General features: G+C 61.4%; 13 protein-coding genes and 1 tRNA gene. 3 read left to right on the top strand and 11 right to left on the bottom strand.

Features of this window, described 5'->3' with window-relative positions; all coding sequences use genetic code 11:
* Position 1: 1 nt before the first annotated feature.
* From yidC to rpmH, 3 genes are read right to left on the bottom strand one after another with little or no spacing between them, the layout of a single operon-like run.
* Positions 2–1,819 (bottom strand): membrane protein insertase YidC, encoded by a 1,818-nt coding sequence (gene yidC / locus NIM86_RS04720; RefSeq protein ID WP_253379581.1) that lies wholly within the window; start codon positions 1,817–1,819, stop codon positions 2–4.
* Positions 1,803–2,168, bottom strand: a complete 366-nt coding sequence (gene rnpA / locus NIM86_RS04715) for a ribonuclease P protein component (protein ID WP_253379580.1) — start codon at positions 2,166–2,168, stop codon at positions 1,803–1,805. Before rnpA ends, yidC begins: the two co-directional genes overlap by 17 nt.
* 24 nt (positions 2,169–2,192) lie before the next feature.
* Positions 2,193–2,327: a 50S ribosomal protein L34 gene (gene rpmH, locus NIM86_RS04710; RefSeq protein ID WP_094075738.1), complete on the bottom strand. Its 135-nt coding sequence runs from the start codon at positions 2,325–2,327 to the stop codon at positions 2,193–2,195.
* A gap of 272 nt (positions 2,328–2,599) precedes the next feature.
* Between rpmH and NIM86_RS04705 the strand changes: the two genes are divergently transcribed.
* Genes NIM86_RS04705 through NIM86_RS04695 form a run of 3 tightly spaced genes read left to right on the top strand, consistent with a single transcriptional unit; the run spans position 2,600 to position 6,516 of the window.
* Positions 2,600–3,397, top strand: a complete 798-nt coding sequence (locus tag NIM86_RS04705; RefSeq protein ID WP_253379579.1) for a TVP38/TMEM64 family protein — start codon at positions 2,600–2,602, stop codon at positions 3,395–3,397.
* Positions 3,398–3,425: 28 nt separating this feature from the next.
* Positions 3,426–4,862, top strand: a complete 1,437-nt coding sequence (locus tag NIM86_RS04700; protein ID WP_253379578.1) for an NAD(P)/FAD-dependent oxidoreductase — start codon at positions 3,426–3,428, stop codon at positions 4,860–4,862.
* Between the two features lie 28 nt (positions 4,863–4,890).
* Positions 4,891–6,516 carry a HAMP domain-containing sensor histidine kinase gene (locus tag NIM86_RS04695; RefSeq protein WP_253379577.1) on the top strand — a complete coding sequence of 542 codons (1,626 nt, stop codon included), beginning with the start codon at positions 4,891–4,893 and terminating at the stop codon, positions 6,514–6,516.
* A 116-nt stretch (positions 6,517–6,632) separates the two neighbouring features.
* On the opposite strand, the gene NIM86_RS04690 is transcribed toward NIM86_RS04695, so the two are convergent.
* The 8 genes from NIM86_RS04690 to hydA all read right to left on the bottom strand — a co-directional run bounded on the left by NIM86_RS04690 (position 6,633) and on the right by hydA (position 13,321).
* Positions 6,633–6,709 (bottom strand) — tRNA-Arg (locus NIM86_RS04690).
* Positions 6,710–6,897: 188 nt separating this feature from the next.
* Complete coding sequence (locus NIM86_RS04685) at positions 6,898–7,911, bottom strand: ABC transporter substrate-binding protein (protein ID WP_253380726.1); 1,014 nt, start codon at positions 7,909–7,911, stop codon at positions 6,898–6,900.
* A 69-nt stretch (positions 7,912–7,980) separates the two neighbouring features.
* Complete coding sequence (locus NIM86_RS04680; protein WP_253379573.1) at positions 7,981–8,850, bottom strand: ABC transporter permease; 870 nt, start codon at positions 8,848–8,850, stop codon at positions 7,981–7,983.
* Positions 8,850–9,725, bottom strand: a complete 876-nt coding sequence (locus tag NIM86_RS04675; protein WP_253380724.1) for an ABC transporter permease — start codon at positions 9,723–9,725, stop codon at positions 8,850–8,852. Before NIM86_RS04675 ends, NIM86_RS04680 begins: the two co-directional genes overlap by 1 nt.
* Positions 9,726–10,044: 319 nt before the next feature.
* Positions 10,045–10,851 (bottom strand): ABC transporter ATP-binding protein, encoded by an 807-nt coding sequence (locus NIM86_RS04670; RefSeq protein ID WP_253379572.1) that lies wholly within the window; start codon positions 10,849–10,851, stop codon positions 10,045–10,047.
* Positions 10,848–11,273, bottom strand: a complete 426-nt coding sequence (locus NIM86_RS04665) for a VOC family protein (protein WP_253379571.1) — start codon at positions 11,271–11,273, stop codon at positions 10,848–10,850. The genes NIM86_RS04670 and NIM86_RS04665 overlap by 4 nt, the downstream gene beginning before the upstream one ends.
* Positions 11,274–11,330: 57 nt before the next feature.
* Positions 11,331–11,861 carry an endonuclease domain-containing protein gene (locus NIM86_RS04660; RefSeq protein ID WP_371872834.1) on the bottom strand — a complete coding sequence of 177 codons (531 nt, stop codon included), beginning with the start codon at positions 11,859–11,861 and terminating at the stop codon, positions 11,331–11,333.
* Positions 11,858–13,321, bottom strand: a complete 1,464-nt coding sequence (gene hydA, locus NIM86_RS04655; protein WP_253379568.1) for a dihydropyrimidinase — start codon at positions 13,319–13,321, stop codon at positions 11,858–11,860. The genes NIM86_RS04660 and hydA overlap by 4 nt, the downstream gene beginning before the upstream one ends.
* Positions 13,322–13,478: the final 157 nt, after the last annotated feature.

The following is a 13,478-nucleotide window of genomic DNA, read 5'->3' as shown; positions in this document are numbered from 1 at the left end:
CCTATTCGGCCGGATGTTCGGTCTTTTTGCGACTGAACAGGCCCTTCAGATTGTCCCACAATTCGATCTTGGCGCCCTGGCGCTTCATGATTGCGCCCTGCTGAAGGATCGACAGCGTGTTGTTCCAGGCCCAGTAGATCACCAGTCCGGCGGGGAAGCCGGCCATCATGAAGGTAAAGACGATGGGCATCCACTTGAAGATCATCGCCTGTGTCGGATCGGGCGGGGTGGGATTCATCTGCATTTGCAGGAACATCGTCACACCCATGATAAGCGGCCAGATACCGATCATGAGGAAGGTCGGGACGTCGTAGGGCAGAACACCGAACAGGTTGAACAGCGACGTCGGGTCCGGCGCCGACAGATCCTGAATCCAGCCGAAGAAGGGCGCGTGCCGCATTTCGATGGTGACGTAGAGCACCTTGTAGAGCGAGAAGAAGACCGGGATCTGAAGAAGCATCGGCAGGCAGCCGGCAGCAGGATTGACCTTCTCCTGCTTATACAGCTCCATCATGGCCTGCTGCTGCTTCATTTTGTCGTCTTGGTATTTCTCGCGGAGCTCGGTCATCTTCGGTTGTAGCTTCTTCATCCGCGCCATGGAGGCGTAACTCATATTTGCGAGCGGGAAGAAAATCAGCTTGACGACGACGGTCGCGCCGAGAATGGCGAGGCCGAAATTTCCGAACAGGTTGAACAGGCTGTCGATCAGCCAGAACATAGGCCGCGTGATGAAGTAGAACCAACCCCAATCGATAAGCAGGTCGAATTGACGGATGTTCAGGTCGTCCTCATAGCTATCGATCTGCTGGGACACTTTGGCGCCGGCGAAGATACGGTTCTGAACCTGCGTCTTGCCGCCGGCAGGCACCGAAACGGCGTCCGAAAGATAATCGGCCTGGTAGGATGGCCGGCCATTTGAGAAGTAGGCATAACGCGGCTGGAAAGAACCGGCTTTCGTGTCTGGAATGAGGGCGACGGCCCAATATTTGTCGGTGATGCCGAGCCATCCATCGGATGAGCGGCCGGGCGTGACGTTGCCGTCATCCTCGAGGTCGCCATAATCGACCTCACGCAGCCCGTCTTCACCTGTCACGCCTATCAGGCCTTCGTGAAGCACGTAGACCGACTGGCCCTGCGGTTTATTGAAACGCGTTGTCCGCCCATAGGGCTGCAGCGCGACCGCCTCTCCGGACTCGTTGCTGATCTCGTCTGTGACGGTGAACATATAGGCATCGTCCACCGCGATGGTCCGGCGAAAAGTCAGACCGGCATCGTTAGTGTGGGTCAGAACGACCGGCGTGGATGCGGTTAGAGTTGTGCCTTCGGCCAATTCCCATTCTGTCGTGCCGGAGGGAAGTGCGCCGACATTGTTGCCGCCGATGAAGCCAAGTTCGGCAAACCAGCCCTTTTCAAGCGATGCGGGGTTGAGCAGCTCGACGGCCGGAGAATCCTTTTCGACGCTGACGCGGTAATTCTTCAGCCGCAGATCGTCGAGCCGCGCGCCTGTCAGATTGATCGATCCGGCGAGGGCCGGCGTTTCGATTGGCACTCGCCCTCCGCCGGAGACAGCTTGTTCGCGGGTCTGTTGGGTTACGCCGGGCGCTTGGCCGCTTCCGGGCGCGGCTGCTGTACCGGAGGCGGCAGGCAAATTGCCCTGTGCGCCATTTTGTGCTGCGGGCGTTCCGGACGCGCTTTCCTGCTGCGCTTCCACACGGGCGCGCTCGGCCTCGATCTTCGGGCCCATATAGAAATATTGCCAGCCTGCCAGGATCACGACGGACAGGACAATGGTGATCAGGAAGTTACGTTGATTTTCCATGTCGTCCCGTTCGACTGATGCGTCGCTTCATTTCGCGCGCCAGGGTCTCGAAATCGACGGCCAGGCTGTCGGGCCGGCCGACGAATACATAATCATGGCCGGGGGCCATGGCATCCGCCGCATGGACGCGAAGCGCTTCCTTCAGGCGGCGACGAATGCGATTGCGGATCACTGCATTGCCGGACCGGCGTGTCACGGTAAAACCGGCACGCGGCGGAAGGTCGTCCTTCCGATCCAGCAATTCAAGAAGGAAGTAAGGCCCGCGGCCTTTCATTCCCCTGCGTGCGGCGAGAAACTCCCGCCGCCGCTTCATCGTTTCGGGCGGGATTTGGCCGGTACGGCCCTTCATGATCACCCGCCTCGTTCGGTCGGTTTACGCCGACAGACGCTTGCGGCCGCGCGAACGGCGGCGGGCAATGACGGCGCGACCGGCTTTGGTCGCCATACGGGAACGGAAGCCGTGACGGCGCTTCCGAACCAGTTTGGAAGGTTGATAAGTACGCTTCATTTGTTTGACTGCCGCGGTGTGCGGCCCTTCTTGGGTATGTTTTACCGGTTATGAAACAGGGAGCGGAAGGGCGCACGCAAAAGCACCCGGAACAGCGGCCCCGAACGTGGCGCTGCTATAGGCAAGCCGTCCCATCCTGTCAATGCGGTCTGCTCCGCCCGCTCGGCTCACGAAGCCGTGAGGCGTCGTGATGGCGGCTGCCTGTAACGAACAGCCTGCGACCCTAGAATACAAGGGGGCGTTACGAACGAAAGCGGCTGAAAGGAAAGCGGATGATCGAGGTGGAAACACGGGGTGGGCCTGTCCGCAACGGCGCCGATGGCGATGGCGAAGCCGGCGCAGCCTCCAGGAAGGGGCTGACCCGGTTCATTCCAATCGCCCTGATCGCTGCCGCGCTGGCGCTGGCCTACTTTCTTGGCCTGCATCGCTACATTTCGCTTTCAGCCTTGGCCGATTATCGCGCGACATTGAACGGTTTCGTAGAGCAATGGCCGGTTCTGGCTCCGCTCGGCTATGGATTGATCTATGCCCTCGCGGTGGCGATCTCGTTTCCAGCCGCCTCGGTCCTCTCCATTTTCGGCGGCTTTCTATTCGGCTGGCTCCTTGGCGGTATCGTTATCGCGATTGGTGCGACGCTCGGAGCGACGATTCTGTTTCTCGCGGCACGAGGCGCCATGGCGGGAACACTTCGCCAAAAACTCGGCGGCACGGCGGACAAATTCGCCAAGGGCTTCGAAAACGACGCCTTCGGCTATCTCCTGGCGCTACGCCTCGCGCCAATTTTTCCTTTCTTCGTCATCAATATCGCGCCAGCCTTCTTCAACGTTTCGCTCCGCACTTATGTTCTGGCGACGGCTATCGGCATTCTACCGGGCTGTTTTGCTTATGCCTGGCTTGGAGCGGGGCTGGACGCTACATTGACGAGCGCTGCGGAGGCCGGCCGGGAAATCGGCGTCGGCGATCTGATCACGACCGAGCTTCTCATCGCTTTTGGAGCCCTATCGGCTGTGGCGCTGCTCGGCACTTTGGTCGCCCGCCACCGCCGTCTTAAAAGCCATCCAGGCGACTGAAGCCCTTCATCCACTCGAGAGATCTTTCATGCCTGAACAGGACCCCATCGAAACCGATATTTGCGTGATCGGCGCTGGCTCCGGCGGGCTGAGCGTGGCGGCGGCGGCGGCGGCGTTCGGCGTTCCGACCGTTCTGATCGAGCGCGATAAAATGGGCGGCGACTGCCTCAATGTCGGCTGTGTGCCCAGTAAGGCGCTGATCGCCGCGGCACGCACCGCTCATGAAATGCGCCACGGCGCTTCCCGTTTCGGCATTGCCAATGTCGAACCCGACATCGACTTCACAGCCGTCATGGCGCACGTAAAGGGCGTAATCGCTTCCATCGCGCCGCATGACGGCGTGCCGCGTTACACGGCGATGGGCGTCAATGTAATCGAGGGCGAGGGCCGCTTCGTCGATGGCGAGACGGTCGAGGCCGCCGGCAAACGGATCAGGGCACGGCGCTACGTCATCGCCACCGGCTCGCGCCCTTCTGTGCCGCCTATCGATGGGCTGGCCGATACGCCTTATCTTACCAACGAAACCCTGTTCGATCTGACCGAGCGGCCGGACCATCTGCTGGTGCTCGGCGGCGGGCCGATTGGCATAGAGATGGCGCAGGCGTTTCACCGGCTTGGCAGTAAAGTTACCGTTTTCGAAGCGCAGGCGGCCATGGGACGCGCCGACCGGGAATTGGCGGAACTGGCGCTTGCCTCTCTCCGAGGCGAGGGAATCGACATCCATGAAGGCGCGATGGTGTCTTCCGTTTCGGGCGAGGCGGGTGCGATCACGGTGAACACGGGCAGGGGCCAAAATGCGCATTCCACCAGCGGAACGCATCTACTGGTCGCGACCGGGCGCAGGTTGAACACGGACACGCTCAATCTCGATGCGGCAAATATTGCCCATGATCCGAAAACCGGCATTGAGGTCGATAGCGGTTTACGCAGCACGACCAACAAACGGGTCTACGCAGTCGGCGATGTGTCTGGCGGACCGGCCTTCACCCACACTGCCGGTTATCAGGCCGGCCTGATCATGCGCCCGCTTCTCTTCCGCCTGCCGGCGAAAATGAATGCGAACATTCAGCCTGCAGTGACCTATTGCGATCCGCCGCTGGCGCAGATCGGTCTGACCGAAGAGGATGCGCGGCAAAAACACGGCAAAGTCGATATCCGTCGTTTCCCCCTGGCCGAGAATGATCGCGCCCGCGCCGAGCGGAAGACGGACGGGCACGTCAAACTGGTCATCGCTGGCGGTAAGATCGTTGGGGTTCACATTTTCGGCGATGCGGCGGACGAAATGATCGGTCTATGGTGTCTCGCCGTGCAGAAAGGCATGAAACCTTCCGACGTGACGGGTTACGTGCCGCCCTATCCGACGCGCGGCGAAATCGGCAAGCGCGCCGCAACGGATTATTATTCGGCGATGGCCCGCGACCCGCGCATTCGCAAATTGATCGCATTTCTGCGCCGGTTCGGCTAAACTCCCCGGAACGTCCGGAGTGAGGGCCATGGACGACCGACACGAAACGAAAATCTATCCGGCCATCGGTCGCCTTTCGCACCGGGGCGACGCCTCCGCTGAGGACGCCCGACATTTCGGAAGCGGGCACGCGGAACGGTCTGCGCGCGAAACCCCGTCACCGCCTGCGCCAGACGACAGCGCCGACCGGCAGGAGGCGTCGCTTTCCGCCGCTGCCCAGGTTCCGCTAAGCCGCGCTTTGTCAGGCAAACTGCTCCTTTTTACCGCATGCTTCGTTCTTCTGGCGGAAATTCTGATCTTCCCGCCGTCAGCGGCGAATTTCCGCGCGAACTGGCTAGGCGACAAGCTCAGCGCTGCCGCAGCTGCGGGCCGGGTTCTGCTCGAAACCGCCGAGGGGCCGGTAAATGAAAGTTCACGCGAACGGATTCTGCGCGATACGGGCGTCCGCTTCATTGCAATGCATGACGAGACGGTCAGCCGGGTGATTGCTGGTCCCGACGAATTGCTGACGGTGGACGCGTCGATCGACATGAACGATGCGCGCCGTCCAATCGCCGCCATTCCGGAAACATTGCGGACGCTCTTTTCCGATAGCGAACGCATTTTGCGTGTTTACGGCGCGGTCGATGGCGACCGGGACAAGACCTACGAGATCGTTGTGCCGGAAGGGCCGTTACGTGACGGACTGATCGCCTATTCGCGAAATATTGCGCTGCTTTCCCTGCTTGTGTCGGCGATCACCGCGAGCATGGTCTTCTTCGTGATCGTGAGACTGTTCATCACACCGATCCGCCGCATGACCCGCTCCATGATCACCTATGGCCAGGACCCGGACGACCGGTCCCGGATCATGAAGCCAAGCGGCCGCGACGACGAGATCGGCGTCGCGGAGGACCAGCTAAACGCCATGCAGTTACGCCTGACCGACGCCTTGGCCCAGCAACGCCACCTTGCCGATCTTGGTCTGGCCGTCTCCAAGATCAATCATGATATGCGCAATATTCTCACGGTGGCTCAGATCCTGACGGAGCGGCTGGAGCGCTCCTCCGATCCCATGGTGCAGAAATTCGGTCCGCGTCTTGTGGAAACAATGGATCGCGCCATCGCCTACACGACGAACATTCTGGAATACGGCAAGACACGTGAACGTGCGCCCGACCGCCGCCGTCTAAACCTCCATGCCCTGGTAGAAGAAGTGCGCCAGGTTGCCGAAATCGAGGCCGAGGCGGTGGAATTTCAAAACGAGGTCGGTGCCGGTTTCGAGGTCGATGCGGATGCCGAGCAACTGTTCCGTATCATCAACAATTTGTGCCGCAACGCGCTTCAGGCGATGTCGAACGAAGCCGATCGCCCCGGTCTGGTTCGTCGGCTGACGGTTTCCGCTCGCCGCGAGGGTGCTGTCGCCTTCATCGCCATTTCAGATACCGGTCCCGGCCTGCCGCAAAAGGCGCTCGAGAACCTTTTCACCGCCTTTCACGGCTCGGCGCGGACCGGCGGCACCGGTCTAGGTCTGGCGATCGCCCACGAATTGGTCCGTGCGCATGGCGGCCAGCTGGAACTGGTCGAAAGCCGCGGCGGCTACACCTGTTTCCGCATCGAATTACCGGATGCGCCTATCCAGTTTCAGGCGCGCCGCGAGAAAGCGGAAGGCTGATCGATCTCATGCCGCGTAGGCAGCATGCTCTCGTGAAGTGAAAGAGAGCGGCGTGCCCGGAGGACGAAGTCCGAACTTGAATAATGCGAGGGCAAGCTGTTCGAACGAAGAGAGAATGGCGCGCTCGGGAAGATTCGAACTCCCGACCCCCAGATTCGTAGTCTGGTGCTCTATCCAGCTGAGCTACGAGCGCGCATGCCATAAAGGCGTATGGCAGCGGGCGTCGCCATCGCTGCCGTGAGCGGCTACCTAAAGCCGCTGACGACGCTTTGCAAGCGTCCGCGTCAAGAAATTTCGCCGCCGCAACGGACGGAGGCGGGCCACACCGGACCCGCCTCCATTATCTTCATGCCATAAATGTCTTCGCCAGTTGGCGAAGCGTCATTCCATCTCGACCTCTTTGGCCTTTTCGGTGACGACATCGGTCCATGCGCCTTCCGGCGCTTTGGTTATGACCGGATCGGAGCCGCCGGACAGAAGCGTCTCGACCGTATTTTCAGCCGCCGCAACGTCGAGCGTGCCGTCGGAGCCTTCCGTCAGCTTGTTGATCTCGCCGACCATCCGCTTCTGGTGTTCCTCGGTCTGCGCACCGGTGGCGTCGTTTTCGAGCACGATTTCAGCTGCCTCGTCCGGGTTCTCGCGGGCGTATTCCCAGCCCTTCATCGAAGCGGCGACGAAGCGGGCGTATTTATCGACCATCGCCGGATCGTCGAGATCTTCTTCCAGCACATAGAGGCCGTCTTCAAGCGTCGCGACGCCCTGGTCGGTATAGTTGAAGACGACGAGATCGTCTTCGCTGTAGCCGGCGTCGATCACCTGCCAGTACTCATTATAGGTCATGGTCGAGATGCAGTCGGCCTGCTTCTGGATCAGCGGATCGACATTGAAGCCCTGCTTCAGCACCTCCACGCCCTCTTCGCCGCCCTCGGTCGGAATACCGAGTTTGCTCATCCATGCAAGGAACGGATATTCATTGCCGAAGAACCAGACGCCGAGCGTCTTACCCTTGAAGTCTTCCGGGCTCTCAATGCCGGTGTCCTTGCGGCAGGTCAGCATCATGCCGGAACGTTTGAACGGCTGGGCGATATTGACCAGAGCCACGCCCTTTTCGCGGCTCGCCAGCGCTGAGGGCATCCAGTCGATGATGACGTCAGCGCCGCCGCCCGCAATCACCTGCGGCGGAGCGATGTCCGGGCCGCCCGGCTTGATTTCGACATCGAGATTGACGTCTTCGTAAAAGCCCTTGTCCTTTGCGACATAGTAGCCGGCGAACTGGCCCTGCGTTACCCATTTCAGCTGCAGCGTCAGCTTGTCCATCTCCTGGGCGAAGGCCGTCTGGCCCGCGCCGAGGGCGATGGTGGCCGAAAGGGCCATCGTGGCGAATGTCTTCTTCATCATGCGCTCCTTATTTGTTGTTTTCCGCGGCGGTTGCAGGCCCGCCGCTTGCCCTTTTGCCTCCGACCGTCATGCGCGAGCACTGCGGTTGGAGGGATGCCAGAAGGTCACCGCCCGCTCGGCAAGCGCCAGCAATCCATAGGATAGCGATCCGGCGATGGCGGCAACGAAAATCTCGGCCCAGACCATATCGACATTCATACGGCCGACCTCGGTGGAAATGCGAAAGCCCATGCCGACAATGGGCGTGCCGAAGAACTCGGCGACGATGGCGCCGATCAGCGCCAGCGTGGAATTGATCTTTAACGCGTTGAAGATGAACGGCATTGCGGCAGGCAGGCGCAGCGAAAACAGCGTCTGCCAGTAGGACGCGGCGTAGGTCGCCATCAGGTCGCGCTCCATCCGCCCCGCTGCCGTCAGCCCGGCCAGCGTGTTCACCAGCATGGGAAAGAACGTCATGACGACGACGACCGCCGCCTTGGACGGCCAGTCGAAGCCGAACCACATGACCATGATGGGCGCGATGCCGATGATCGGCAGCGCCGAGACCAGATTGCCGACCGGCAGAAGCCCGGCCCGCAGGAAGGGCGACCGGTCGACAAGGATCGCGACGACGAAACCCGCCCCGCAGCCCATCAGATAGCCGGCGATAACGGCTTTCAGATAAGTCTGCTTGAAATCGGCCCAGAGCGTCGGCACGGAAGAGGTGATCTGGTCCCAGATCATGCTCGGTGGCGGCAGAATGACGGTTGGCACGCCGAGCCCGCGCGTCAGCCCTTCCCACAGCGCCAGAAGGCCGATCCCGAACAGGATCGGGATCAGCAGATCGATCGAGCGCTTGGCTCCGCCCTTGGCATCGATACGGGACAGGCCGAGATTGGCAGCGAAAGCGAGGGCCCAGACGATCAGGCCCGTCCAGAGAACAGCGTCGGTGCTCATCAGCGGACCCCCATGCGGGACGTGACCGCGCGCGAGGCGATATCGATAAGGATGACCAGAACCGCCGCCAGCAGCGCCGCCGTCATCAGCGCGCTCCAGATCTGCACCGTCTGCCCGTAATAGGAGCCGGCAAGGAGCCGCGCACCGAGCCCGGCCACCGCCCCGGTCGGCAACTCGCCGATGATCGCGCCGACAAGGCTGATCGCGACGCCGACCTTCATGGAGGCGAACAGAAACGGCATGGCGGCAGGCAGGCGCAGTTTCAGCAGCGTTTGCAGGCGACTGGAATTATAGGTGCGCATCAGGTCCAGATGCATCGCGTCCGGCGAGCGCAGCCCCTTCACCATGCCGACGGCCACGGGGAAAAACGACAGATACATCGAGATGAAGGCCTTCGGCAGCAGGCCTGTGATCCCCTGGCTGGCGAAGATGACGATGATCATCGGCGCGATGGCGAGGATCGGGATCGTCTGCGACGTGATGATCCAGGGCATCAGGCTGCGGTCGAGGACGCGCGAATGAACGATGCCGATGGCAAGGACAACGCCGAGCGTGGTGCCGAGCACGAAGCCGAGAAGGGTGGACGAAAGCGTGACGCCGGAATGATAGAGCAGGCTGCGTTTGGAGGTCGGTGCGATCTCGACGACGGTCTTCCACATCTCGGCAGCGACCTGATGCGGCGCGGGCAGGACGGGCCGTTGCTGGCTCATGGTTTGCGAAAGAAGTTCGGCGAAGGAAAGTTCGGTGTCGGAGCGGGCCGCAACATCATAGGCGAACGGGGCGTTCAGCCAGACAGCGCCGAGATACCAGATCGCCAGAATGCCGAGCAGCACCGCGACGACCGGCAGGGCGCGCGAAGTCAGCGCTGATCGCAGTGACCTGAAAATTGGCCAGAAACCCGAGCCGCCGCCCGGTGTGGCCAACTCGCGACTAGATGCCAATCGAGGCACTCCTCTCCAGTAGAGTCCAACCTGATCGCTCCTTGCGGATGACCCCTTTTTTCTGAAGTGATTGACCGGCCCACCTCATATCGTATTGCCACGTGTAGAGAGCTTGGTCGTATCCTTCGATTTCGCTACGAAAATTCTCCCAAATATATTTAGCGATCGCTACGACAGTTGCCTTCCCGCCATAAGCCTTCAAGGCCTGCACGATCCAGGGTTCTATTTCAGCCCGGAAGCTCATTGCTTGGGCTCACTCATCATAGGCGTGTCCGGCTCTGAGCCCGTCTCGGACGCGCTGGGCGATGGCGAGGAACTCCGGCGTTTCGCGAATATCGAGCGGGCGATCGTCGCCCAAATCGCAATCGATGATCTCGTGAATACGGCCGGGGCGGGGGCTCATCACCACGATCCGTGTGGAGAGGAACACCGCCTCCGGAATGGAGTGGGTGACGAAGACGACCGTCTTTTTCGTCCGCGCCCAGAGCTTCAGAAGCTGCTCGTTGAGGTGATCGCGGACGATCTCGTCCAGCGCGCCGAAGGGCTCGTCCATCAGCAGCATGTCGGGCTGGACGGCAAGCGCGCGGGCAATGGAGGCGCGCTGCTGCATCCCGCCGGAAAGCTGCCACGGAAACTTCTTGCCAAAGCCCTTCAGGTCGACAAGCGCCAGGTTCTTCTCGACACGGCGGTCGCGCTCGGCCTTATCGATACCCATCACCTCCAGTGGCAGGGCAATATTCTTGGCGATGGTTCGCCAGGGAAACAGCGCCGAGGCCTGAAAGACGTAGCCATAGGCGCGCGCCTCACGCGCTTTCTCCGGCGTCATGCCGTTCACGGAAATGGTACCGCCGGTCGGCTGTTCGAGATCGGCGATCACACGCAGCAGCGTCGTCTTGCCGCAGCCGGACGGGCCGATCAGCGAAACGAACTCGCCCTTTCTGATCGTCAGGTCGATATCCGACAGCGCATGCACCGGCGCATCGGCCGTCTGGAACACCAGATCGAGATCGCGCGCGGAAATGACGGGCTCGGTAGCAGAAACAGCAAGTGGCGCGTTCATGCGGCAGACTCCCACAGGCGCGGTTCGGCAAACTCAACCGAATTGCCGGCCGGATCGCGGACATAAACAGAGCGCGCGCCGTTCGGCCAGTTGAAGTCAGCCTCGATCTCGACGCCGCCATCTTCCAACCGCTGTATCCAGCCGTCGAGTGTCGCGCCATCTGCGGAGAAGCAGATATGCCCCGGCCCCTCGGCGCCGTGGGGCGGAACCGGCAGCGTCTCCGATTGGGTAGGCCGGCGCGTGGCCTCGGCAATGAAGCACAGCACGATGGTCGTACCGCAACGGAAGAAGACGTGTCGCCCCTCGACGGCCATGATCTCTTCCAGCCCGAGCAAGTCGCCGTAGAAGCGGCGCGCGGAGTCCAGATCGTCGACATAGACCGCCGCTTCGAGAACGCCGTTGAGGGCGCGTATTTCACTCATGCGATATCAGCCTCCTTATCCAAAGGAGACGATCATTCGTCGAGGGCTCTACAATCGTCATCGCCGCATCCCCTCTCCGCCTCGCTGCGCTCGGCACCTCTCCCCGCGGGGGAGAGGGTGAGCGGGTGCGTGGAACTTGCTTGGTGGCAAACGTTTGTCGAGTGTAGCAAGGATCGTATTCAAGACCATAGTGCGTTGCTTTAGCACTTCCTCGTTCCAGAATCGCAGGACAGAGTAGCCATTCCTATTGAGCCAGTCCGTGCGAAGTGCATCGTGGGTACTTTCGGCATGCTGGCTGCCATCGACTTCCACGATCAACTTCTCCTTTCGGCAAACGAAATCGGCAATGTACCGCCCGAGTGGAACCTGCCGGCTGAAGCGGTAGCCATTCAACCGCTCTTTCCGAAGCTCCGTCCAGAGCCAAGCCTCTGCATCGGTCGGCTTCTTGCGCATTGCGCGGGCGCGTTTCAATGCGCCGGTTGGCTTGGCTCGCGACGGGTGCGGTTTGCTCCACCCTCGCCCCTTTGGGGAGAGGTGCCGCGCGGAGCGTGGCGGAGAGGGGGCGTTGTTCTCGACCAACGCCCTCACACCCCGCTTGCCGGAATGCCGCTGCGCTCGACCTTGCGCGGGGCGACCAGTTCCTTCCAGGTCGAGAGCGCCTTGTTGACCGCCTGGAACGGCTCGCGCTTGACGAACTGCCCGTGTCCTTCCTCGGTCTTCACCGCGCCATCGTCGATGACCACCTTGCCGCGCGACAGGACGTAACGCGGCAGGCCCTTCACCTTTTTGCCTTCGAAGACATTGTAATCGATCGCAGATTGCTGGCTCTTGGCCGAAATCGTCTTTTCCTTCTCCGGATCGAAGACGACGATATCGGCATCGGCGCCGACCAGGATCGCGCCCTTTCGCGGATAGATGTTGAGGATCTTGGCGATATTGGTCGAGGTGACGGCGACGAACTCGTTTGGTGTCAGGCGGCCCGTGCCGACGCCATAGGTCCAGAGCATCGGCAGGCGATCTTCGAGGCCGCCGGTGCCGTTCGGGATCTTGGTGAAATCGCCGACGCCGGTGCGCTTCTGCTCCGTGGTGAAGGCGCAGTGATCGGTCGCGACGACGGAGAGCGAACCGGACTGCAGCCCGGCCCAGAGCGAATCCTGGTGCTGTTTGTTGCGGAAGGGCGGGCTCATGACGCGCCGCGCCGAATGGTCCCAGTCTTCGTTGAAATATTCGCTCTCATCAAGCGTCAGATGCTGGATCAGCGGCTCGCCATAGACGCGCATTCCCTTTTGCCGGGCGCGGCGGATCGCCTCATGCGCCTGCTCGCAGGAGGTGTGGACGACGTAAAGCGGCACGCCCGCCATGTCGGCGATCATGATGGCGCGGTTGGTGGCTTCGCCTTCCACCTCGGGCGGGCGCGAATAAGCGTGGCCCTCTGGCCCGTCATTGCCTTCCGCTAGCAGCTTCTGCTGCAGCGTCGCGACCACATCGCCATTCTCCGCATGGACGAGCGGCAGCGCGCCGAGCGCGGCGCAGCGCTGGAACGAAGCGAACATTTCGTCATCGTTCACCATCAGCGCGCCCTTATAGGCCATGAAGTGCTTGAAGGTGTTGATGCCGTGATTCTTCACCACGGTCTCCATCTCGTCCCACACCTGCTTGTCCCACCAGGTGACGGCCATGTGGAAGGAATAGTCGCAATTGGCGCGGGTGGATTTGTTGTCCCAGCGCTGCAGCGCCTCCAGTAGCGATTGGCCCGGCTCGGGCAAGCAGAAATCGACCACCATGGTGGTGCCGCCGGCAAGGCCGGCGCGCGTGCCGCTCTCGAAATCGTCGGACGAATAGGTGCCCATGAAAGGCATTTCGAGATGGACGTGCGGGTCGATGCCGCCCGGCATGACGTAGCAACCGGTCGCGTCCAGTTCGGTCGCGCCGTCAGCGGCAAGGTCCTCTCCGATCTCAGCGATCTTGCCGTTCGCGATTTTGACATCGGCCTTGTAGGTCAGATCGGCCGTGACGACCGTGCCATTGCGAATAAGTGTGGTGGTCATTTTGCGGCTCCTCTTTTCCCTCGACCCAATGGGGAGAGGGATAGTGAGACCGGCCGATGCGCAGCAAGGCCAGGTCGGGCTTGGGTGAGGGGGTCGTTCCCCCTCATCGCATAGGTTTCTTGGCTTTCGAAGCAGGCGAAAATCTCGCGCCTGTTTC

Origin of the sequence: Notoacmeibacter sp. MSK16QG-6 (assembly GCF_024158145.1) — a bacterium.
In the GTDB taxonomy this organism is placed as follows: Bacteria; Pseudomonadota; Alphaproteobacteria; order Rhizobiales; family Rhizobiaceae; genus Notoacmeibacter.
Note: the sequence above shows the minus strand (reverse complement) of the source record. Positions and strands in the feature narration are given on the sequence as shown.

What these genes read in the sequence shown, in the direction of transcription:
- yidC (WP_253379581.1), bottom strand. Translation starts at nt 1,819, where the DNA reads ATGGAAAATCAACGTAACTTCCTGATCACCATTGTCCTGTCCGTCGTG.
- rnpA (WP_253379580.1), bottom strand. Translation starts at nt 2,168, where the DNA reads ATGAAGGGCCGTACCGGCCAAATCCCGCCCGAAACGATGAAGCGGCGG.
- rpmH (WP_094075738.1), bottom strand. Translation starts at nt 2,327, where the DNA reads ATGAAGCGTACTTATCAACCTTCCAAACTGGTTCGGAAGCGCCGTCAC.
- NIM86_RS04705 (WP_253379579.1), top strand. Translation starts at nt 2,600, where the DNA reads ATGATCGAGGTGGAAACACGGGGTGGGCCTGTCCGCAACGGCGCCGAT.
- NIM86_RS04700 (WP_253379578.1), top strand. Translation starts at nt 3,426, where the DNA reads ATGCCTGAACAGGACCCCATCGAAACCGATATTTGCGTGATCGGCGCT.
- NIM86_RS04695 (WP_253379577.1), top strand. Translation starts at nt 4,891, where the DNA reads ATGGACGACCGACACGAAACGAAAATCTATCCGGCCATCGGTCGCCTT.
- NIM86_RS04685 (WP_253380726.1), bottom strand. Translation starts at nt 7,911, where the DNA reads ATGAAGAAGACATTCGCCACGATGGCCCTTTCGGCCACCATCGCCCTC.
- NIM86_RS04680 (WP_253379573.1), bottom strand. Translation starts at nt 8,850, where the DNA reads ATGAGCACCGACGCTGTTCTCTGGACGGGCCTGATCGTCTGGGCCCTC.
- NIM86_RS04670 (WP_253379572.1), bottom strand. Translation starts at nt 10,851, where the DNA reads ATGAACGCGCCACTTGCTGTTTCTGCTACCGAGCCCGTCATTTCCGCG.
- NIM86_RS04665 (WP_253379571.1), bottom strand. Translation starts at nt 11,273, where the DNA reads ATGAGTGAAATACGCGCCCTCAACGGCGTTCTCGAAGCGGCGGTCTAT.
- hydA (WP_253379568.1), bottom strand. Translation starts at nt 13,321, where the DNA reads ATGACCACCACACTTATTCGCAATGGCACGGTCGTCACGGCCGATCTG.